Below are 22037 nucleotides of genomic sequence, written 5' to 3' on the forward strand. Positions count from 1 at the left end.
TGAGTCCGCTGGGTCTCAAGCGCTGGTTGTCTTCAATCGGGTGAACCTATCGACGCATTCCCCTCACCTACGGGCCTGCAACGCATGAGGCTATGTAAGGGAGTGCGACAAGCACACACAACGACAATCAAATATACACGGCCCCTCACCCGGGGAGCAAACGCCCAGAGCGGTCTCAGGACGGGCGGAAACCCAAGCCGATAGTATTGATCTGTGCCGACTCACTCCAGCCTGCTCCCACGACTTCCCGCATTCAGAATCCTGATGCTGGGCCTCCTGGTCGGGCTCGTGACGATGGGACTCGGGCTCTCCCCTGCTTCGGCGGATACAGCGACGACGCAGTCGTCCTCGGAGCCCACGACCGCCTCGGCGGAGGAATCGCGCGCCGCTCAAGGATCGGACGGCACGGCAGGGGCCACCTCGGCGAGCGCCTCGACGGACCCGGCGGGGAAGACCATCGTCTTCGGCATACCCGGCCTGACCATCAACGATATCGATGCTGAGCGCACACCGAACCTCTACCGCCTGCTCTCCGAGGGGGCCGCGGCCAACCTCAATGTGCGCACGATCGGCTCGGCCACCTGCCCGGCATCGGGATGGCTGTCCTTCGGCGCCGGGTCCCGCGCGCAGGCCGGCCCCACCCCCGACGCCGAGGCGGCCGACGAGTCCGATTCGGCCCGCTGCCCGGCAATGATCGCCCCGACCACCGACGTCGACTCCGACTCGATCGATTCCGACGAGGGCGCCTCCGAGCCGATCCACGAGGGTGCGACCGGAGCTGATTCCGCGGCCGGAAGTGACGAAACTCATGCGAGGAAGTCCGTAGCCGGGGCGACCACGGCGAGAATCGACGACTTCGACTCCGTCAAAGAGCCGAACATCGGATCCGGCTACTCCGTCGACTACGGGATGCTCGCCCGTGCCGTGGCCGACCGCGGCAAGGTCGTGCCCGAAGGCACCGCCGCCGAAGCCGAGGACTCGATCCTCGAACCCTGCGTCGCCGCCGAAGGCCCGGGCGCCGCCTACGCCGCCGCCGACGAGGACGGCGTGGTGACCAACTATGCGGAGGACGCCAACGCCACAGACTGCCGGCTCGACGTCGTCGACCTCGGCGCGATCGGCATCCGGTCGTGGCTGTACGACCCGATCCCGAACTACTCCTACACGGTGCCGCCGAACGTCGACCGGGAGGACCGCGTCGCCGAGGCGGACCGTCGCCTCGGGGTCAGGCTCAAAGAGGTGCGGGAGAACGCGAAGGACGGGGCGGCCGATCCGACGGTCATCGTCGCCGGCCTCGGCGACAGTTCGGGGCTGCCGCAGCTGCGCGCCTTCATCGCCTCCGGTCCCGGCGTCGAACCCTCGTCTCTGTCCTCACCGACGACCCGGACACCGGGTCTGCTGCAGATCACGGACCTGGCCCCGGGCATCCTCGACCTCCTCGACGTGCCGTCATCGAGCGGGATCAGCTTCACCCAGACCCCGACCGATGACGATCCGCAGACCCGCATCGATGACCTCGTCGCGGATGCGCAGAAGTCGACGTCGATCTATGCGCACCTGTCGACGTTCTCGATCACCCTCGATATCGTCTTCTACTGCCTCTTCATCGCCTGCGGGCTGCTGCTGAGCCGGTCGATCCTCGGCCGCCGAGGCGGGGCTACCCTGGCACCGCTCGTCCACCGATCATTGGGCTGGATATCTCTCGGCATCGCCGCCCTGCCGATGGGAGCCTTCCTCGCCGGACTCATCCCCTGGTCGCGGATGAACCAGCCGGATCTGGGCCTGCTGCTCTCGGTGCTCGGCACCGCCGCCGCGCTCTTCGCGGTCTCGCTCATCCCACCGTGGGGACGGTCGTGGCGCGGTCGGGTCGGCGCCCTGTCCGCGGCGAACATCGTCATCCTCTCGGCCGACCTGGCGACCGGATCGCACCTGCAGGCGAACTCCCTGCTCGGCTACAACCCGATCGTCGGCGGCCGCTACTACGGCCTCGGCAACCAGGGGGCCGCGATCTTCATCGTCAGCCTCTTCGTCTTCCTCGGGCTGCTCGTCTCCTGGCTGCGGGCTCGCGGCCATCGCAAGGCCGTCATCGTCGTTCCTCTCATCATCGGCCTCGCCGCCGTGTTCGTCTCCGGCAATCCCTCGTGGGGGGCGAAGTTCGGCGGGACGATCGCGATCCTCGCCGGTCTCATGGTGCTGCTGGCGCTGCTGTCGAAGATCCGCCTGTCCCTGCTGCGTCTGGGGCTCATCGGTCTGGCGTCGCTGGCGGTGCTCATCGGCATCGCGTTCCTCGACTGGCTGCGTCCGGCCGGTTCGCGGTCGCACTTCGGCACCTTCTTCGACCAGATCGTCACGGGTGAGGCGCTGCAGGTCATCGGACGCAAACTCGGCGCGAACCTCCACATCATCCAGATCAATCCGGCGCTGGCGATCGTCACCCCGCTCGCGGTCATCGCAGTCCTCTTCTTCCTCCGCTACCTCGTGGTCTTCCCCCGGTTCGCAGCGAATGGTTTCAGCGGCAGCGGGCATGGCGGCAGCGGGCAAGGCGGCAGTCGCGCCGGGCGACTGGCGAACAAGTGGCGGGGCAAGCTGCCGCAGGTCTTCGCCGACTCCGATCTCCACTTCGGGTTCCTCGCCGCGGTCACCGGCCTCGGCGTCGGTCTCGTGCTCACCGATTCCGGTGTCGCTGTGCCCTCGACCGGAGCGATGGTGCTCCTGCCCTTCCTGCTCGCACTCAGCGCCGACCACGCCGAGGACGTCGTCGCCGGGCCGCGCACCCGGCCGAGCTCGGGCGATGGCAGTACTTCCACCGACACCGACAGTGACAGTGATAGTGACACTGTCACCGGCGCCGAGGAGGTGAGCCGATGACCATGCGCGTTCCCTCAACCGCGGCTCGGGTTCTCCTCGGAGTGCTCGCCGTCGTCCTCGTCATCCTCGGTCTCCCGCAGGCTGCGACCGCGGCCCAGGTCCACGCGTCGGATCGGCCATCATCGGCTGGCAGGGCCACCTCGGTGAGTGCCGGATCGGCCGCCGACGCTCAGGGCACGGACGAGGATTCGGGCAGGACCACCTCGGCGAAGGGACAAGGAGCCGTGTCGGTCAGCGTCTCCGGATTCAGGTTCGAGGACCTCGACCCGCGCACGACCCCGCACCTGTGGGTGATGATGAAGAACGCGCAGATCGGAACGATCACGCCCCGCAGCGTACGGTCGACGAGCTGCCCGGTCGACGGTTGGCTGGGGCTGGGATCGGGCCGACGAGCCGCCGACGAACCCCGCGATCAGTGCCGCGAACCGGCCGCGCCGATGAACGGCTGGGTCGCCGATTGGGATGTGTATGCGCAGGTCGCGCGCGGTGACAACTACGATGCTGCACTCGGCTCCCTCGCCGAGGCGGTCCCCGATATCCGTTCCTTCGGCAACGGTGCTGCGATCGCCGCCGCCACCCCCACCGGGCATGTGAAGAACTGGTCGCCGGTGAGCTCTCAACTGGGATCGGACGTGGCGAAGTCGGCCGGGAATGGGGAGCTCACGCTTGTTGATCTCGGCAATACCGCCGCCGACGGGTATTCGCTCAAGAAGCTCGACGCTCAGGTCGGGGACATCCTCGAGGCGACCGGGTGGATAGATGCCGATCGGCCGAATCGGATGGGTGAGGGGCGCACGCCGATCGTGTTCTCCTCGATCGCCGATGGTGCGCACAAGGGGTCGTCGATGCAGGCGACGATGATGCTGCGGCCCGGCCAGTCGGCGGGGCTGCTGACGTCGTCGTCGACGAGGCAGCCGGGGCTTGTGCAGGTGCCGGACCTCGCTCCGACCCTCGTTCAGCTCTCCGGGGCCGAGGAGATGGACAATGCCGCCGGCGCACCGATGACCGCCGGGTCGGACGGGACCGATTGGAAGGCCCGCTATCAGGCGGTGCTCGACCGTCAGGTGGCGGTGAAGACGCAGAATGACCTGTCGACATGGTTCTTCCCGGTCGTCGCCACGCTCATGCTCGGGCTGCTGGCTCTGGCGTGGTTCCTGCGGAAGAACCATCGCGAACTCATCCATTCCGGCACCTACCGCCTCGGCGTCGTGTTCGCGGCGATGCCGATCTCGACGTATCTGGTCAACACGGTGCCGTGGGAGCGGGCGACGAATCCGGACATCGCGATGCTCGGCGCCCTGGTCGGATGGTCGCTGCTGCTGGGAGTCTTGGCTCTGCTCGGACCGTGGCGCAGGCACAAGTTCGGGCCGGTGCTCTTCGTCTCGGTCGTCACCGTCTGCGTGCTCGCCTATGACGTGATGACCGGTTCGCAGCTGCAGATGTCGACGCTGCTGGGTGAGCCGCTGCTCATCGCCTCCCGGTTCTACGGGATCGGCAACTCAGCGCTGGCGCTGTACTGCTGTGCGCTGCTGCTGGCCGTGGCCGGGTTCGCATCCCTGGTGACGAAGCCGCTGCACCGCGTCCTCATCGTCACGCTGCCTGTGGTCGTCTCCTGCGTCATCCTCGCCGCACCGGGTCTGGGTACGAAGTTCGGGTCGGTGCCGACGCTCATCGTCGGAGTGGCCTACCTGGTGCTGGCCGCGGCGAGTGTCCGCTTCTCCCTCAAGCGTCTGGGCCTGACGGTCGGCATCGCAGGATTCGTCATGCTCACGGTGCTGTTCCTCGACTGGCTGCGACCGGCGGACCAGCGCACGCACTTCGGGCGGTTCTTCGATTCGATCATCAATGGTCAGGCGCTGGGCGTGCTCGCCCGCAAGATCGGGATGAACATCGACATCCTCACACAGTCGTGGATGACGCTGGTGCTGCCGCTTTTCATCATCGGCGTCTTCTGGCTCGCCCTCGATCCGCAGCGTTTCGGCCTGCGCGGACTCGACGACACGTACCGGCGGATTCCGCTGCTGCGCGCGGCAGTCATCAGCCTCGCGATCCTGCTAGGAGTCGGCACCGTCATCAACGACTCGGGCATCGTCGTGCCGGCCGTCGGCATCCTCTTCCTCGTCCCGATCCTCGCGCACCTCGAGACGTTCCGCGCCAGCCTGCCGCCAGTGCTCGACGGTGCTGGCGAGGCAAAGTCGACACCCCACGACATTTCAGCCCAGTAGCCGCAGCGCCTACACCCGACGACACCTCAGCGCGGCAGCGACAGAACCTACCGAAACACCTGTGCGACAAGCCGCTCCGAGGAGGGTGTGCCGCTACCGGTGGTGGATGCCCGGCCGTGTGTTGGTGATTCGGCAGGCACCGGGTAGAGGACTGCGGGCAGGGGCCTGCGCGTACAGAACTGCGGGCAGGGGCCTGCGCGTACAGAACTGCGGGGCCGGAGAGGTGAACTCTCCGGCCCCGCAGTCTGTGCCGATAACAGTATCGGCGTCGTGTCAGCTGTTGATCTTCCGGCGACGGACGAGTGTGACCGCAGTGCCGCCGGCGACGATAAGCGCCAGAGCCGCAGCGACGATATTGAAGGTCTCGAAACCGGTGCGAGGCAGGTCGCCGCCGTCCTTCGAACCGTTCGCATCCGAGCCCGAACCGTCGGCGGAACCGCCGTCGGCGGAGGCGTTCGCGCCATCAGCGTCGGCGCTCGCCCCGCCGGCCGCGGACGAACCGTCCGCACCACCTGCCGCACTGTCACTACCGTCGGCGTTGCCGCCGTCAGCACCGCCGTCGGCCGAACCGTCGTCTCCGGCCGAGGCATTCGCGTCGTCGCCGACCGTGGCGGTGGCTTTGAACTCATGAGCCAGCGGGAGCGGGTTGTCGTCCCACCATGGGCCGTCGGCGTTCGCCTGCAGGCTGACCTTGACGGTCACGTCACCGGAGGCATCCTTCGGCGCGGTCACGGTCACGGGAGTCTCGGACTTCCCTGCCGGAATCGAATCGAGCGTGATCGTCTTCGCGGCTTCGTCCTCGGCGCTGACCTCGGGGGCGTCAGCGGACGTCGACTGGGTCGAGGACTTCCCGGCCGCCTCGGCGGTGTATCCGTCCGGCAGATCGACGGTCACGTCGACCGGACCTGCCACCTTCGACTTCGCGTCGGTCGTGAGGACGAAGTCGGCGCTCTCACCGGGCTTGATGGACTTCGGTCCGGTCAGTTCGGCCTCGAGGTCACCGCTGCTGATGACGTCCTTGGCCGCATCGGCCTGGCGTTCGTTCTTGTCGGGGGTGACGTCCTTGCCCTCGTCCTGGTGCTTGTTGAAGTAGTTCTCCCAGGTCTCGAAGTCAGTCAGACCGGACTGTTCGAAGTCGCCCTTGGCGAACGAAGTGAAGTTGTCGCCGCCGGCTGCGAGGAAGCTCAGCGTCGCGACCCGGTAGTCGTTCTTCGGGTCGATCTCCTTGCCGTCGACTTTGACCGACTTCACGTGTTCGCCCTTGTCGGCATTCGAATCATAGACGACGTCGAGGTCATCTGAAATGCCCAGGTGCAGGAACGGACGCGATGACCCGTCCGGCTGCCACTGTTCCTCGAACAGACCGATGACGTCTTCACCCTTCATCGTCACCACGCCGTGGTCGTTCGCGAAAGGCAGCACGCTGTTGAGCTCGGCGACAGTGACCTCGCATTCGTCCTCGTCGTTGTAGATATCGTCGCAGAGCAGGTCGGTGCGCAGACCGCCGGGGTTCGTGATCCCGAAGTCGGCCTCCTCCAGCTGTGTCTCCTCGACGCCTTCCTTCAGTGCATCCGCGACGAGGTTGCCCAGCGTGGACTCGGCACCGCGGTCCTCGTCGTCACCCTTCTTCGCCCGGGTGATGTCCTCACTGATCGTGCCGGTGACCTCCGAGCCGAGTTCCTTCGCTTTCTCCTCCGCGTCGCTGACGATGCCCGCGACCTCGTCGACGACCGGCGAGTCGTAGCTCTTGTCCGCGGTGTCGAGCAGCTCGACCGCATCCGCATCCCAATTGCCGTCGCCGTCAGCCGTGAGCTGAACCTGGCCGACGATCTCACCGTAGTTCGCCGCTTCGAGTACGGGCCGGGTGCGATCAGGGTCTCCGGGCACCGGAGCTTCGAACTTGTACGGCAGGTGTGTATGTCCGGTGAAGAGGACGTCGACCGACGCGTCGGTTTCGGTGACGAGCTTCTTGAACTCGGCGTTCGAAGCCTCCGCCTCTTCGAGACTCTCGGTTGTGGCCGCGCCGAGGTGGGCCTCGACGACGGTCATATCCGGCTGTTCGTCTTCAGGCAGCTTGTCGATGTCATCGACGACGCGGTTGACCGCATCGGTCGGATCGCCGAAGTCGAGACCGGCGATCCCGTCGGGAGAGACCAAGGATGCGGTGTCTTTCGTGACGACGCCGATGACGGCGATCTTCACCCCGCCGACGTCGACGACGGAGTACTCGTCGAGGCCGTCGACGACGTTCTCTGTTCCCTTGTCATAGACATTGGCCGCCGAGTACGGGAAGTCGGCTTCGTCAGTGACGCGCCCGGTGAGGTCGTCGATGCCCCTGTCGAATTCGTGATTGCCCACGGCCGAGGCCTGCACGCCGATCGCGTTGAGGACGTCGAGAGTGGGCGTATCGTTCTGCGACGACGAGGTATAGGTCGAGGCGCCGATGTTGTCACCGGTCGAGAGAACCGCGGTCCCGGCACCGTCGAATCCTGCGCGCTGCTCTTCGATGACGGAGGCGACCTGGGTGCCGGTCTCGGAGATGCGTCCGTGAAAATCAGTGAGGTTGAGGAGCTGGACCTGAGTGCCTGCCTCTGCCGCCTGGGCGTCGGATTCGGAATCCTCCGCACCGTCAGCGTGATGAACGGCGCCCCCGCCGGAGTTCGTACGCTTTGCCGTGTCAGTTCCGTTCGCGGAATCAGCGGTCTTCTCGGTACCGGTTTCAGCGGGTGTGCTCGGCACAGCACTGTCTTCAGCAGAGTTTCCGTTGCCCAAGCTGGGCGCCGCGACGACCGGCGCGAGTCCCGGCAGTGTCAGCATCGACACTGCGGCACCCGTGGCCAGCACTTTGGTCACAAGTTTCGACATGTATTCGGTTCCTTCGATCATCGAGTCAGGCGCACATCAACCGTGCTTGTGGGGATGAAGCCGGATTCCATCCTGCAGTGCCAATGCGAACTGTGAGTTACCTCAATGTGAATCTACACAGGATTCTCACAACTGGGAAGAGGGATCCTCCCATATTGCTGACATCAATCATCCGAGTCGGACAATCACTCTCCGCTCACTCCTGGTCGCGACGGGCCATCGTCTGGGCCGCGCGGGCGGCGTAGTCCTCGGGTGCGGGGTACCCGACTTCGGTGAGGACGAGTCCTTCGGCAGACGTGACGAACATGGGCACGTCCGGAGTGATCCCGGCGTCCGCCTCGGCGATGAGTTCGGCCGGTCGGGTGACCGGCCAGCTACCGGATCCGACCTTGATCAGGCCTCCGACCAGGGCGCGGACCATGTGATGGCAGAACGCGTCGGCTCGCAGGTCGATGACGATGACCGCGTCCTGATCGCGTTCGACGCTCAGCTCATAGAGGGTGCGGATCGTCGTGGCCCCCTCACGCGGCTTGCAGAAGGGCAGGAAGTCGTGCAGACCCTGGACCTCGGCCGCGGCTTCGGCCATGGCCTCGGCGTCGAGTTCGCCCATGTGCCGGGGAGTCACGGCTGTGAGCAGAGGGTCGATGAACGACCGGTGATCGGCGAGTCGGTACCGGTAGGACCGCCACAGCGCGGAGAACCGGGCGTCGAAGGTCTCGGGCACCTCGGCCACGGCATGGACGACGATGTCGGGGCAGTCGCCGGCGGCGAGGACTCCGCGCAGACGCGAGAGCAGGGCCACCTCGGCGAACCGATTCGACCGGCCGACGAGCTTGGCGACAGCGTCCTCGCCCAGGTCGATGTGGACGACCTGGCGGCGGGCGTGGACGCCGGCGTCGGTGCGGCCGGCGACGACGGTGGCCACCTCGGTGCCGGTGATGCGTACGAGCCCGGATTCGACGGCGTCCTGCACGGTGCGCAGGCCCGGCTGCTTCGCCCAGCCGTGGAAATCCGTGCCGCGGTAGCCCAGATCGATGCGGAACCGAGTCACGATACGACCCTCGCCGAGGCGGGGCTGCCCTCGTCGTCGGCCACCTCGGTGAACGGTTCGCGGGCTTGGAAGACGCCTTGGAACAGGCGAGAGATCGGACGCATCCGCTGGCGGTGATAGCGTTCGACGTTCGTGTTGTAGAAGCGGGCGCCGGCGAGGATCCGCTCGGTGAGCACCTGCAGCTGACCGTGCAGGAGGCCGATCGTCGTGTCGATCTCCTCGTCGACCGCGGCCGTCTGTGAACGGGCGAAGTCCGAGGACAGGGACCGCTCCGCCCGCGCCGACGGGATGAGCGCGGCATCGTTGACGGCGGCGGTCAGAGCGTTCTCGGCGGCGGCACCGCGATGATCGAAGGGTGCGCGTTCGGCGGAGGCGAGCGCGAGTTCGAGCCGGGAGAGATCCTGTCCCGCGATCTGCTGGAGGGTGCCGATGTAGGCGGGCACGAGGGCGTGGCGGGCGCGGATCTCGCCGATGAGCTGGCGCTTGGCTTCGTCACACAGCGACCGCGCCATCGACAGCTGGTTGAAGCGCAGCACCGTGAGGATGACGAACAGGACGACCAAAGCGGCGAGGACGCACCCGCCGACGATGTACCAGCCCACGGCCACTCCCCTCGCCTGTGCTCATCCCGGATTGCGCATTCGCGCCCCGGGCTTTTCCGACACCTCAGTTTACGCAGGGTTGAGATTCGTCGCGACAAGGCCACCATGCGGACACAATGACTGCGGGTCGTTCGCTCTGGCGCACTGGCTGTCGTACTCGCCGCGAGCGATTTCGGCCAGATGTCGCCGCCGCGTCGCCTTCGAGTCACGCATTGGTCACCGAAGAGGTCTTGGCTGGGAAACGTGAGAGTAGCGATCATTGCAGAATCCTTCCTCCCCAACATGAATGGGGTCACCCACTCACTCCTGCGGGTCATCGACCACCTGGCCGACCGCGGCGACGAAGTTCTCGTCATCGCCCCGGGCACCCGCAGGGACGGTCCGAAGGGGGTCGTCGGAGCCCGCATCGTCCGGGTTCCCTCGATCGCCTTGCCGAAGTATCGTCGCATCCGCGTCGCACCCGGAGGCGTGACCCGAATCCGTCGGCTCCTTCAGCGGTTTGCTCCCGACGTCGTCCACCTCGCCAGCCCGTTCGTGCTCGGCTGGCGCGGGGTGCTCGCCGCGCAGACGCTCAACCTCCCGACCGTCGCGATCTACCAGACCGAGGTGCCCGCCTATGCCGCCCGGTACGGCATGCACGGCATCGAGGCCATGCTGTGGAACCATGTCCGCAACATCCACCAGCATTCCTCGCTCACGCTCGCACCGTCGAGTTACACGATCGATCAGTTGGAGGGACTCGGTGTCGCCGAGGTGGCCCTGTGGGCCCGTGGGGTCGATTCGTCCCGATTCGACCCCAGTCATCGGTCCGAGGCGTGGCGCCGATCCGTGGCGCCGAACGGTGAGAAGATCATCGGGTTCGTCGGCAGGTTGGCGGCGGAGAAGCAGGTCGACGACCTCGCAGTACTCACTGACCTGCCCGGTGCCAAGGTCGTCATCGTCGGCGACGGGCCGTGGCGGACGCGTCTGGAACGGTCGATGCCGAACGCTCACTTCACCGGGTTCCTCGGCGGGGACGCTTTGGCGCAGGCGGTCGCCAGCTTCGATGTCATGGTCGCCCCCGGCGAACTCGAGACCTTCTGCCAGACGATCCAGGAGGCCATGGCCTCCGAGGTTCCCGTCATCGCCCCGGCTCGCGGGGGTCCGCTCGACCTCGTCGACTCTTCCCGCGCCGGCTGGCTCTATGCCCCGAAGGACCTCGGTGCCATGCGCGGACATGCCGTCGACTTACTCGGCGACGAGGCGAAGCGCCGAGCCTTCGGCGTCGCCGGTCGTGAACAGGTGCAGTCCCGGAGCTGGAAGAGCGTGTGCTCTCAGCTGGTGGGCCACTACTCGAGGGCGATCGAGAACCCCGCGCCGCAGGTGCTCGGTCGCGGGTTCGCGTCGATGGTCAACTCTCGCCTCGAGGACACCCTGCCCTTCTGAGGTTGCCCTGCTCCCCCCGCCACCTCTCTCCCTTCCGCCGACCGCTCACGTCAGCGACAACCGCTCGCCGCATAACTTGGCACAACGTCGCTAACATGAGCGGTCGGCGCAGTACGCATGTGGGCGTGTTGGTCAGGGGACGTCGGCCATGCACGCAACAGGTCCGTCAGGCGATACCGCGACTCGGGCGAGAACGTGCGTCAGGCGAGGCCGGCGGACCAGTCCTGGACAGTTGTCACAGTCGCCTGCTTCGGGAACACTTTCTCGGTGAGAAGCTGATGAACCTCGGGGTCGCGGTCGGCGCAGGCGTCGGCAAGCACGGTGAGTTCGAAGTCGAGGTCCGCGGCCTGGCGCACCGTTGAGAGTACGACGCCGCTCGTGGCAACACCCGTCAACACGAGGGACGAGGCTCCGTACCCGCGCAGCAGCACCTCGAGGTCACTGCCGGTGAACGCGCTGATGCGCCGCTTCGTCACGATCGGCTCACCCTGGTGCCGGTCGAGGGTCTCATGAATGCTCGTCGATGCATGGGCCTCATCAAGATCCCCGTGCGCGGCGATCTGCGCGAAGGATGCGGTCGCCGCCAGCTCCGGCTGGCCCTCGCGCAGCGCCACCCGCACCCACACGACCGGGATGTCGTGCTCGCGTGCGGCGGCCACAGCGTCGCGTGCGCGTTCGAGGACTCCGGTGGAGGTGAAGGCCTCGTCTCCGGCGATGCCATTCTGGAAATCCATAGCCAGCAGGACGGTTCGATCGACGTCAGTCATCATGTCTCCTTCGGTTCGCGAGGGGCTCGGACCCTCTTCCGACGAGGCTACTCCTTACACCGAATAGTCACCTGAGTCAGGGGTCAAGGCCCGCTGAGACCGACTGAGCATCGCAGTCCGCGTGCCGAAGTGCCGCAGATCAAGACCACGGGGAAATGCAGTTCATCGTCGGCCGAAATCAGCGCTGATACCATGAAAGTGAAGCAACGTCAGGCCCCGGGCTACCGGATAATCCCGGCCCTTGGGTAGACGGCTCCCTGGTTTTTGCGGAAGCACCCAGGGGGTGCTTCTTATTCACAGACTGCTTCTCCTCACCCGCCCCTGCCGAGACTTCTCCCGCCGATCACGAATCTGGCGCAGGAGATCCCGAGCCACCGACTGCCCGGGCGCAGACGACTTTCCTTGGTCGACGGCGTAGCGCGCTGGTATGATAGACGATGAAGCAACGTCATGCCCCGGGCTACCGGATAATCCCGGCCTTTGGGAAGACGGCCCCCTGGTTTTTGCGCAAGCACCCAGGGGGTGCTTCATATTCAAGAGCTTTCCGTCGACGGCATCGATCATCGTCAGTTTGCCCTCCCGCAGAGTCGGCTCGATGAACCTCATATCGTCTCGGAGAATATTGCGCTGCACCGCCCACGACACTGTGTCAGCCGACCACAACAGCGGCTCGTCTCCCATTCGGCTGTGAGTGAAGGCCACGTCGGAGTGAATAGCGCCTGAACTACGCAGCTTGTCGAGTACCTGTTCGTCCAGCCCGTTGAGCTTCTGATCCTTATTATTGTCAGCGACGATCCCTCGAACAGCCTCGTCTCCGGTGCCGCTAGTGAGGTTTCTGACGAGCCGGTCCAGACACAGGGCTCTCGCCCGAGCGAGATCCCGGCGAGAGTTGCCCGCCAACGGCAGCTTCACGGCAATCACGTTCCACACCGATTCCTCGGTGACCGTCTCGATCATCTCGATGATGTCTCCGCGGTCGAAATCGGATCCGCGGAATTTCTGACTCGTATGCCAATAGGACCCTCCGGCGACATCCACCAGTCGCTCGCGAACAGCATCCAAGCGAGCGTAAGAGAAGATGACAGCGGCCATCTGATAGAAAGCAACCTCCTCACCAGCCGGACCCTCCCCCACACTGGTCGGCTGCCGCATCGACTCATCGATGAACGCGATCGGATTCGGGGCAGCGGCGAGGTAGAACCTCTCCAATACGGGCGACCGCAGGCTTGGGCTCGACATCTCTCCGCTTTCATCCGGGCTGTCATCCAGCAACATTGCTTTGATCCGATGACGTGCCAGCACTCTACGGGTCACCCATGACACGGAACGGAACTGCTGCTCATCAGTCAGTAATAAGGCGGGAACGTAAGCGACGGACTGCGTGAATGCGTTCAGTCCACGATGCCGCGGGCATCGAGCGCACGCCCCGTATCCTGCGCGTACTTCACCGAACGCAGGATCGCCGGCACCACCCTGGCCTTGATGCTCGAATCGAGACCCCGGGCGCGAGCAGCCCGCTCGGCCTCCCCCAACAGCCCCGAGATGTGAGAGATCGCCCGCACCATGAGGCTCGCCGTCAGAGCGATCGCCTCGGTGTTGGCACCGAAGAAGCGCAGCGGAGACACGATCACGGTGAAGGTATCGAGCAGCTGCGCGACCGTCGTCGTCAACGTCAGCAGCAGCGCCGCCTGCACACAGGCGAACACGGTCCCGCCGACGGCCAGACCCGACTGCAGGGACCCGAAGAAGAACTGCAGGGTCATGACGATGGCCACCAAGACGGCGACATAGAGCCACGTGCGCAGGAGGTACGTGACGCGCAGCCGCGCCGTGAAACCGATGACGACGAGGACGACGAACATCGACCAATTGATCACGGGATCGCGGAAGATGAGCGCGACGATGCCGATCGCCGCGATGAGCGCGAGCTTCACCCCGGTCGGGACAGCGTGCAGCCATCCGCGGGTGGGAGCAACCTTGCCGAAGAGCTGCGGGCGCGGTCTGATACCCGCGTTCCTCCGCCACGTCGCGGAGGCGGGGCCTCCGCCGCCGCTGGCGGCCCTGCCGGTTTCGCCGGTCCCGCAGACACCCGTGCTTCCATCGGAACGGCGGGAATCCCCGCTCATGGCGTATCGCTCATGATCATCTCGCGGTAGGTCTCGACCGCCTCGGCGGGGGTGGCATCGGCGACGATGCGGCCGTCCTCGACGACGAGGGCGCGCTGGGCGATCTGCGCGAAGTCGAGGTCATGAGTGGTCAGCACGATCCGCATCCCCCGCCGGGCGACGAGCTCGCGCAGGTGCACCCGCAGCCGCTCTCGGTTCCGCAGATCGAGCAGCGTCGTCGGTTCATCGAGAACGAGGATCTGCGGATCAACGGCGAGCACGGCGGCCAGGGCGACGAGCTGCCGCTGCCCGCCGGAGAGTTCATAGACGCTGCGTTCGGCGAGGTCAGCGATGCCGAGCTCGTCGAGCACGACCAGGGCAGCCGCCCGCCTTCTGCCCTTCGGCACTGACTTGCGCAGGGACAGTTCGATGTCCTCGATCGGGGTGGGCATGACCAGCTGTGCGGCCGGATCAGTGAAGACGAAACCGACGCGGGAGCGGACCTTCGCAGGTTCCCGATACGGGTCGAGGCCATCGATGAGGACCTGCCCCGCGTTCGCCGTGACCAGGCCGTTGACCAGCTGCAGCAGGGTCGACTTGCCAGAGCCGTTGGCGCCGATGACGGCGACGATGTCCTCGGTCAGGGTGAAGCCGACGTCCTGGAGGATCGGCCGGACGACCTCGCCGTCGGGTCCCTCGTCGAGGACTCCGACGCCGACGTCGGTGAAGCGAATCTCACGGGTCACTTGGCGTCTGATTCCTTCTCCGTCGCCGAGGCGGCCGGACCGTCGACGGCAGGTCCTGCAGCAGCCGTCCCGCCAGGTCCGGCGGAAGCCGTGTCCGCTTGCCCCGCGGCGACAGCACCGGAGCGGCCCACAGAGGTCACGCTCACCCCGCGGCGACGCAGCACGTCAGGGAACGCACGATGGATGAGCACGGCCACCGAGGCGGCGAGGATGTTCTTGATGATGTCGCCGGGCCAGTAGGCGAGATCGGCGACGGCAGCGACCCGCAGCGGCAGATCGGCGTTGATCGACATGCCGAGGATGCCCAGCGGGTGGTTGAGCAGCAGGCTCGCGGCGAATCCGCCGATGAACAGGGTCACCCCGAGCTTCGCTCCGCGGAAGCGGCGCACGGCCCAGCGGGCGATGAGTCCGGCGACCAGGGCGTAGAGGGTGAAGGAGAGGATGTAGCCGGCGCTGGGGCCGGCGAGCACGCCGATGCCGCCGTTCATGCCCGAGAAGATCGGCAGTCCGAGCAGACCGAGCACCACGTAGAGCAGGGTTGCGGCTGCGCCCCGCCAGGGTCCGAGCACCATGCCGCACAGGGCGATCGCGAAGGTCTGCAGGGTGATCGGCACGCCGGCCGGGCCGACGGGAACCGGGGGCATCATGGCAAACGCTGCGAGCAGGGCGGCGAAGACCGCGATGAGCGCGATATCACCGGCGCGGCCGGCAGAGCGGGGGCGAGTGAGGCCCGCCGAGGCGGTGCTTGGTGCCTGAGACATGTGTACTCCGTTGTTCGTGATCCACCCGATCCACCGGCCATCGGCGTCCGGATGCGCCCGAGGCGGCCCCGGGCACCCCACCACTGTAACTGAACACTGTTCAGGAACGGTATTCGGGGGTCCGGTGGCCGCCTCGGCGCTGCCTGAGCCGATCATCCGCTGCCCCGTGCGAGGGGCACGGTTCAGCTGATCGGCAGGCAGACGATCATTCCCATTCGATGGTGCCCGGGGGCTTCGAGGTGACGTCGAGGACGACGCGGTTGATGTCGTCGACCTCGTTGGTGATGCGGTTCGAGATCATGGAGAGCACGTCGTAGGGAACGCGGGTCCAGTCCGCGGTCATCGCGTCCTCGCTCGAGACCGGGCGCAGCACGACCGGGTGGCCGTAGGTGCGGCCGTCACCTTGGACGCCGACCGAGCGGACATCGGCGAGGAGGACGACCGGGCACTGCCAGATCTCGCCGTCGAGGCCGGCCTTCGTCAGCTCTTCGCGGGCGATGGCGTCGGCCTTGCGCAGGATGTCGAGGCGCTCCTCGGTGACCTCGCCGATGATGCGGATGCCCAGGCCCGGCCCGGGGAAGGGCTGGCGGGAGACGATGACCTCGGGCACGCCGAGTTCACGACCGATGGCGCGGACCTCGTCCTTGAACAGGGCACGCAGGGGTTCGATGAGTTCGAACTGGATGTCATCGGGCAGTCCGCCGACATTGTGGTGGCTCTTGATGTTCGCGGTGCCCGATCCGCCGCCGGATTCGACGACGTCGGGGTAGAGGGTGCCCTGGACGAGGAAGGCGATCTCTTCACCGTCGCCTTCCTGAGCCTCGAGCACGAGATCGGCGGCAGCAGTCTCGAAGGTGCGGATGAACTCGCGGCCGATGATCTTCCGCTTCTCCTCCGGGTCGGTGACGCCGGCAAGCTCACCGAGGAACTGCTCCTGAGCGTCGACGGTGACGAGTCGAACGCCGATCGAATCGACGTAGTCGTTCTCGACCTGTTTCCGTTCATCCTGGCGCAGCAGCCCGTGGTCGACGAAGACGCAGGTGAGCTGGTCACCGATGGCCTTGTGGACGAGGGCTGCGGCCACGGAGGAATCGACTCCGCCGGACAGGCCGCAGATGACCTTCTTGTCCCCGACCTGGGCACGGATGAGGTCGACCTGCTCGTCAATGACGGATTCGTTCGTCCAGTCGGCGGTGAGGTCGGCGACGTTGAAGAGGAAGTTCTCGAGGATCTTCTGCCCGTTCTCCGAGTGGAGGACCTCGGGGTGCCACTGCACGCCGGCGAACTTCTTCGCCGGGCATTCGAAGGCGGCCACCGGGGTATCGGGGGTGGAGGCGAGGACGTCGAAGCCGGCGGGCGCCTCGGCGACGGAGTCACCGTGGGACATCCACACCTTGTAGGCGGAGGGGGTCTCGGCCAGCAGCGATCCCTGCTCGGTCACCGCCAGCGGGGTCGATCCGTATTCGCGCTTGTTCGTCTTCGCCACGCGTCCGCCGAGGCTGGTCGACATGAGCTGGAAGCCGTAGCAGATGCCCATGGTCGGGATGCCGAGGTCGAACACGGACGTGTCGAAGCTCGGTGCTCCCTCGTCGTTGACGCTCGAGGGTCCGCCGGAGAGCACGATGGCCACCGGCTTCTTCGCTGCGAACTCGGCGGCCGGGGCATCATGGGCGATGATCTCCGAGTACAGGCCGGCCTCGCGGATGCGGCGAGCGATGAGCTGGGCGTACTGGGCGCCGAAATCGACGACGAGGACAGGGGGCACCTGCGTGGACTGGGATTGCGTCATGATCCAATTCTATGCGCCAGTCACGCGCCGCCCGAATTCGGGGCACACCCCACGGTCAGGGCACGTCTGCGGCCTGGTCAGGGCCGCCTCGGCGAGGGTAGGGACGGGAGGTCAGGGCCGCCTCGGCGAGGTGAATCGTCTGCGGACCGCGGGCCCTCAGCTCTTGGGGGCGACGACGACGGCGGCTTCGAGCTCGGCGTCGACCTGGCGGTGGATGCGGCGTTCGAGGATGAACGACATCACCGGCACGACGCCGGCGAGCGCGAGGATGAGGTAGCGGCCGAGGCTCCAGCGCATCTGCTGATTGAGCCAGAAACAGCCGATGAGGTAGACGACGTAGCACCAGCCGTGGCAGATCGCGATGGCCGCGGCGAGGTTGAAGCCGCCGAAGTTCAGAGCGGTCTCGGAGTCGGCGGCGATGAGGTATTTGTAGATCATCTCGACCGTGAGGATGAGCAGCATGGTGCCGGTGATGAGCGCCATCACACGGTAGAACTTCAGCGCATTGCGTGCCGAGGTGAAGCGTTTGACGCTCCACACGTTGGTCTCGTCGAAGTCGGGGCGGGAGTCCAAGGACTCGCGGTCGTCGCTCACGATCAGTTTCCTCCGGGCGTGCGGTTGTCGGTGGTGCTGTCAGTGTCTGTGTCGGTGGTGGTGCTGGTGGTGCCTGTGTCTGCGTTGGTGGTGCCGTCGGCGCGTGTGGGTCGGTCGGCGCGTGTGGGCGACTTGGCAGGTTTCTTCCCACCGTGGCGGTGGGCCGGCAGCCCGGTCAATCCCGACATCACCTCGGGGTCGATGGTCGATCGACCTGCGGCCTTGACGACAACATACTCGACCGGGTTCTCCGGATCCTGGGAATCCTCGCCGAGGCGGCGCCTGAGGAAGTCATCGCGCAGCAGCTGGAACCACATGTAGAGGGCCATCGCGGCGAAGATCAGCCATTCGACGGCATAGACCGCCGACTGCAGATCGAATCCGCCTTCGTCGCGGGTCGTCGTCGGCGGGACCTGAGCCAGGCCGTCGGTGCCGACCGAGGCGGCGGCTCCGGTCTCGGTCTCGGGGATGAGGAACCCCGAATACGTGAGCAGGTCAGGGAACATGTTGATCAGCTGCGAGGTCGACACGGTGCGCACCTGACCATCGGGCAGATCATTGCCCGGTTCCGGACCCTCGATCGGTCCGATGCGGGCGGTCAGATCGACCTTGCCCGTCTTCGCGCGGGACTGCGCGGCCGCCTCGGCGTCGGTGGTGAACCCGCGCACGACGGGGATCGCGATCGTCTTCTCATCAGCATTCGCCGCTTCGACACCGTCACCGAGGTGGGCCCCGTCGGGGGCGAACATCGTGACCACCCAGTACCCGTCGTCACCGTCCTGGACGCGGCCGGGGACGACGACCTGGTCGTCGGGCAGCCAGCGCCCGGACAGGCTGACCCGCTGATCGGCGAGGATGCCGGGCATCGGGGCCTGCGCGTCCATGACGTCGTTGAAGTCCTTGAGCTTCTCGACTCCGGCGGATTCGGTGACGTCGTTCTTGTGCTGGGCTCGGTTGACCTGCCACGCCGAGAGGCCGACGAAGCAGGTGACGAGCACCAGGACGAGGAGCAGGGACCCCAACCATTTGGGGGTCAGCGCCAGACGGAACAGATCAGACCACCGATCCGGTCTGGTAGGGCGAGACGGTGACGTCGACGCGCTGGAATTCCTTGAGGTCGAGGTAGCCGGTGGTGGCCAGGGCGCGGCGCAGGGCACCGGCGAGGTTGAGTTCGCCGATCGCTGTGCGGCCGGGTCCGAAGAGCACCTGCTCGAGGCTGCCGACAGTGCCGAGTTCCACGCGGTGGCCGCGCGGCAGCTCCGGGTGGTGGGCCTCGGCGCCCCAGTGCATGCCGCGGCCCGGGGCCTCGGTCGACCGGGCCAGTGCGGTGCCGAGCATGACGGCGTCGGCGCCGACGCCGAAGGCCTTGACGATGTCACCGCTGGTGCCCAGTCCGCCGTCGGCGATGACGTGGACGTAGCGGCCGCCGGATTCGTCCATGTAGTCCCGCCGGGCGGCATGGATGTCAGCGACGGCGGTGGCCATCGGGGCGTGGATGCCCAGGGTCTTGCGGGTGGTGGCCGCCGCTCCCCCGCCGAAGCCGACGAGGACGCCGGCGGCGCCGGTGCGCATGAGGTGCAGGGCCGCGGTGTAGGTGGCGGCGCCGCCGACGATGACGGGCACATCGAGTTCGTAGATGAACTGCTTGAGGTTGAGCGGTTCTGTGTGAGTCGAGACGTGTTCGGCCGAAACGGTGGTGCCGCGGATGACGAAGATGTCGACGCCGGCATCGATGACGGTCTTGTAGAACTGCTGGGTCCGCTGCGGGGTCAGGGCGCCGGCGACGGTGACGCCGGCTTCACGGATCTGCTCGAGACGGGCGGTGATGAGTTCGGCCTGGATGGGTGCGGAGTAGAGTTCCTGCATCCGTGAGGTCGCCATCTCGGCCGGCAGCTGGGCGATCTCGGCCAGCAGCGGGGTGGGGTCCTCGTACCGGGTCCACAGGCCCTCGAGGTCGAGCACGCCGAGTCCGCCGAAGCGGCCGAGGGCGATGACGGTCTCCGGCGACATGGCCGAGTCCATCGGGGCGCCGATGAACGGCAGCTCGAACTGGTAGGCGTCGATCTGCCAGCTCAGGGACACGTCTTCGGGGTCGCGGGTGCGCCGAGCGGGGACGATGGCGATGTCGTCGAGCGAATAGGCGCGACGGCCGCGCTTGCCTTTGCCGATTTCGATTTCAGAACTCACGCCAACAGCCTATCCCACGACCCTCTGCGCGAGGTCTCAGCCCACTATGAGGAACAGGGCGTCTCCCCTCCCAGAACTACCTGACGGCGGCCCAGCACCCTCGCGCCAGGTTGCTGGGCCGCCGTCAGGTAGCAAGAGAGGTGAGGTGGGTGGCGACGGCGGCCTCGGCGGCGGCAGTGAAGGCGCGCACATGCGGCAGGTGCGCCTCCTTCTCCCGCACGTGCATGACGATCCGCCTGACCGGCACCGGATCGGTGAAATCGACAGCGACGAGACCCGGGGGCAGCTGCAGTGTCGACAGTCGCGGCAGCACGGTGATCGCGAGATTCGAGGCGACCAGCGCCAGTGCCGCGAAGTCGTCCTCGGAGGCCGCGAAGTTCCGCGGCTCGAACCCCGCGGCCGCACATGCGAGGTCGACGACCGTGCTCGTCGGTCCCGACCACAGGTCGTGATCGACCCAATGCTGCTCGGCGAGGTCGATGAACGGCACGGACTCACGTCCTGCGAGCTCGTGGCGCTCGGAGACGACGACCCGATAGTCGTCATCGAAGAGCGGGATGCGCGTCATCCCGGGCAGATGGACCTCCCCCTCCTGCGGCACTTCGGCGCGGACCTCGATGAGGCAGGGGCTGCGCCGGCCCTTCGCCGGCTCGTTGAGCTGGATGTCGAAACGCAGATCCGGGTGCTCCGCGGCGACAGCTTCGATGATGCCCGGCAGCAGGCGGGCGTTGAAGGAGGTGAAGGCGGCGATGCGCATACGGGGACGGCTGACGTTGCGGAAGCTCTCGACGAGGTCGTCGAGCTTGGCCACCGAGGCGAAGACCTCACCGGAGTCCTCGGCCAGACGTTTGCCGAACTCGGTGATCTCGATGCCGCGGCCCGACCGGCGGTACAGCGTGGCGCCGACGGACTTCTGCAGCGTGGTGATGTGCTGGCTGATCGTCGCCGGTGTGTAGTTGAGGCTCTTCGCCGCGGCCACGACGGAGCCGGTGGCGACGACGGCTCGCCAGACCCGCAGACGATTGAGATCCCACATGGTGACAGCTTAGCTGACCACTATTCGGCTGCACCTGATGGTTGTTCATTATCAATTGCTTTTCATGATCGATCGGTGCCGTCAGAATGGTCATGTGCCCCGTGGGATACGTGTCGTGTCCACGGGGCACCCTCCGGCTGCCCCACCCGCACCGGCCGGTCCCAGCCGGACCAACCGCCCGCCCCATGCACCTGCACCATTCACCTGCTCCACGCATCGCCCCGCGCTGATCAACCATCTTCCGAAGGAGAGTCGTGACCGGTCCCGAGATCATCACCATCACCGGCGCCGCCGCCGCCCTCGCCGTCACACCCGGCCCCGAGACGATCCTCACGATCCGTCTCTCCTCCCTGCGCCGGAAGGCCGGACTCGTCTACGCACTGGGCACGGCCACCGGCACCGTCATCTGGATGGTCCTCGCACTCACCGGCGTATCCGCACTGCTGACCGTCCACCCCGCGGCCGTGCAGGTGCTCAAGATCGTCGGCGGCCTCTACCTCTGCTTCCTCGGGATCCTCGCCGCCCGCCAGGCCATCCGGCTCCGTCGGCGACTCCGGCACCAACGTCAGGCAACCTCGGCGAATGAGTCCGAGGGCCCGGTCAGCGAGATCGCGACCGTCATGGAGTCGAGCACGAAGGGGCACCTGCGTTCGGTCGTGTCCTACCGCCGCGGGATCATCTCCTCGCTGAGCAACCCGAAGGTCGGCCTGTTCTTCCTCGCCATCCTGCCCACGCTCGTGCCCGCCTCGCCGAGCGGAGTCGACTACGCGGTCCTCATCGCCCTCGTGCTCGGCGTCCTGCTGTCGTATCAGCTGATCCTCGCGTGCATGGCGAGCCTCGCGGCCTCGGCGATGGCTCATCGCAGCGCCGATTTCGTCATCGAGGCGGCCTCCTCGGTCATCCTGCTCGTCATCGGCATCGCCGTCATCGTCATCCCGATCTGAACCAGTGGCTGCGGGTATCGCTCGTCGGCACTTCGCGTAGCTTCTTGGGTGGGCGAAATGGTCGAGTCCCCA

17 protein-coding genes are annotated in these 22037 nt (G+C 66.6%); 4 read left to right on the forward strand and 13 right to left on the reverse strand.

What is annotated here, in order from left to right; translation table 11 throughout:
* Nucleotides 1–264: 264 nt before the first annotated feature.
* Complete coding sequence (locus J9314_RS13920; protein WP_210602959.1) at nucleotides 265–2868, forward strand: hypothetical protein; 2604 nt, start codon at nucleotides 265–267, stop codon at nucleotides 2866–2868.
* Nucleotides 2865–5093, forward strand: a complete 2229-nt coding sequence (locus tag J9314_RS13925; protein WP_246490401.1) for an alkaline phosphatase family protein — start codon at nucleotides 2865–2867, stop codon at nucleotides 5091–5093. Before J9314_RS13920 ends, J9314_RS13925 begins: the two co-directional genes overlap by 4 nt.
* A 273-nt stretch (nucleotides 5094–5366) precedes the next feature.
* Here J9314_RS13925 and J9314_RS13930 read toward each other — a convergent pair whose 3' ends face one another.
* From J9314_RS13930 to J9314_RS13940, 3 genes are all read right to left on the reverse strand, one after another.
* Nucleotides 5367–7958, reverse strand: a complete 2592-nt coding sequence (locus J9314_RS13930; RefSeq protein WP_210602960.1) for a bifunctional metallophosphatase/5'-nucleotidase — start codon at nucleotides 7956–7958, stop codon at nucleotides 5367–5369.
* Nucleotides 7959–8154: 196 nt separating this feature from the next.
* Complete coding sequence (gene truA, locus J9314_RS13935; RefSeq protein WP_210602961.1) at nucleotides 8155–9009, reverse strand: tRNA pseudouridine(38-40) synthase TruA; 855 nt, start codon at nucleotides 9007–9009, stop codon at nucleotides 8155–8157.
* Nucleotides 9006–9611 (reverse strand): LemA family protein, encoded by a 606-nt coding sequence (locus J9314_RS13940; protein WP_210602962.1) that lies wholly within the window; start codon nucleotides 9609–9611, stop codon nucleotides 9006–9008. Before J9314_RS13940 ends, truA begins: the two co-directional genes overlap by 4 nt.
* 243 nt (nucleotides 9612–9854) lie before the next feature.
* Here J9314_RS13940 and J9314_RS13945 point away from each other — a divergent pair, with 243 nt between their 5' ends.
* Nucleotides 9855–11036 (forward strand): glycosyltransferase family 4 protein, encoded by a 1182-nt coding sequence (locus tag J9314_RS13945; RefSeq protein WP_210602963.1) that lies wholly within the window; start codon nucleotides 9855–9857, stop codon nucleotides 11034–11036.
* Between the two features lie 200 nt (nucleotides 11037–11236).
* Here the strand turns inward: J9314_RS13945 and J9314_RS13950 are convergent, their stop codons facing one another.
* The 10 genes from J9314_RS13950 to J9314_RS13995 all read right to left on the reverse strand — a co-directional run bounded on the left by J9314_RS13950 (nucleotide 11237) and on the right by J9314_RS13995 (nucleotide 21021).
* Nucleotides 11237–11803: a cysteine hydrolase family protein gene (locus tag J9314_RS13950; protein ID WP_210602964.1), complete on the reverse strand. Its 567-nt coding sequence runs from the start codon at nucleotides 11801–11803 to the stop codon at nucleotides 11237–11239.
* A gap of 294 nt (nucleotides 11804–12097) precedes the next feature.
* Complete coding sequence (locus tag J9314_RS13955; protein ID WP_210602965.1) at nucleotides 12098–13078, reverse strand: hypothetical protein; 981 nt, start codon at nucleotides 13076–13078, stop codon at nucleotides 12098–12100.
* Between the two features lie 116 nt (nucleotides 13079–13194).
* Nucleotides 13195–13929: a CbiQ family ECF transporter T component gene (locus J9314_RS13960; protein WP_246490402.1), complete on the reverse strand. Its 735-nt coding sequence runs from the start codon at nucleotides 13927–13929 to the stop codon at nucleotides 13195–13197.
* Nucleotides 13926–14654: an energy-coupling factor ABC transporter ATP-binding protein gene (locus J9314_RS13965; RefSeq protein ID WP_246490403.1), complete on the reverse strand. Its 729-nt coding sequence runs from the start codon at nucleotides 14652–14654 to the stop codon at nucleotides 13926–13928. Before J9314_RS13965 ends, J9314_RS13960 begins: the two co-directional genes overlap by 4 nt.
* Complete coding sequence (locus J9314_RS13970; protein WP_210602966.1) at nucleotides 14651–15415, reverse strand: biotin transporter BioY; 765 nt, start codon at nucleotides 15413–15415, stop codon at nucleotides 14651–14653. The genes J9314_RS13965 and J9314_RS13970 overlap by 4 nt, the downstream gene beginning before the upstream one ends.
* Nucleotides 15416–15620: 205 nt before the next feature.
* Nucleotides 15621–17204 (reverse strand): glutamine-hydrolyzing GMP synthase, encoded by a 1584-nt coding sequence (guaA, locus tag J9314_RS13975; RefSeq protein ID WP_210602967.1) that lies wholly within the window; start codon nucleotides 17202–17204, stop codon nucleotides 15621–15623.
* Between the two features lie 156 nt (nucleotides 17205–17360).
* Nucleotides 17361–17798 carry a DUF3817 domain-containing protein gene (locus J9314_RS13980; protein WP_210602968.1) on the reverse strand — a complete coding sequence of 146 codons (438 nt, stop codon included), beginning with the start codon at nucleotides 17796–17798 and terminating at the stop codon, nucleotides 17361–17363.
* A 2-nt stretch (nucleotides 17799–17800) separates the two neighbouring features.
* The gene (locus J9314_RS13985) at nucleotides 17801–18820 is read right to left on the reverse strand and encodes an SURF1 family protein (protein ID WP_210602969.1); all 1020 of its coding nucleotides are present in this window, start codon (nucleotides 18818–18820) and stop codon (nucleotides 17801–17803) included.
* A gap of 31 nt (nucleotides 18821–18851) precedes the next feature.
* Nucleotides 18852–19985 carry a GuaB3 family IMP dehydrogenase-related protein gene (locus J9314_RS13990; protein ID WP_181273109.1) on the reverse strand — a complete coding sequence of 378 codons (1134 nt, stop codon included), beginning with the start codon at nucleotides 19983–19985 and terminating at the stop codon, nucleotides 18852–18854.
* Between the two features lie 124 nt (nucleotides 19986–20109).
* Nucleotides 20110–21021 (reverse strand): LysR family transcriptional regulator, encoded by a 912-nt coding sequence (locus J9314_RS13995; RefSeq protein ID WP_210602970.1) that lies wholly within the window; start codon nucleotides 21019–21021, stop codon nucleotides 20110–20112.
* A gap of 254 nt (nucleotides 21022–21275) precedes the next feature.
* Between J9314_RS13995 and J9314_RS14000 the strand changes: the two genes are divergently transcribed.
* The gene (locus J9314_RS14000; RefSeq protein ID WP_210602971.1) at nucleotides 21276–21965 is read left to right on the forward strand and encodes a LysE family translocator; all 690 of its coding nucleotides are present in this window, start codon (nucleotides 21276–21278) and stop codon (nucleotides 21963–21965) included.
* Nucleotides 21966–22037 lie beyond the last annotated feature (72 nt).

Origin of the sequence: Brevibacterium oceani (assembly GCF_017948325.1) — a bacterium.
GTDB classification, from domain to species: domain Bacteria; phylum Actinomycetota; class Actinomycetes; order Actinomycetales; family Brevibacteriaceae; genus Brevibacterium; species Brevibacterium oceani.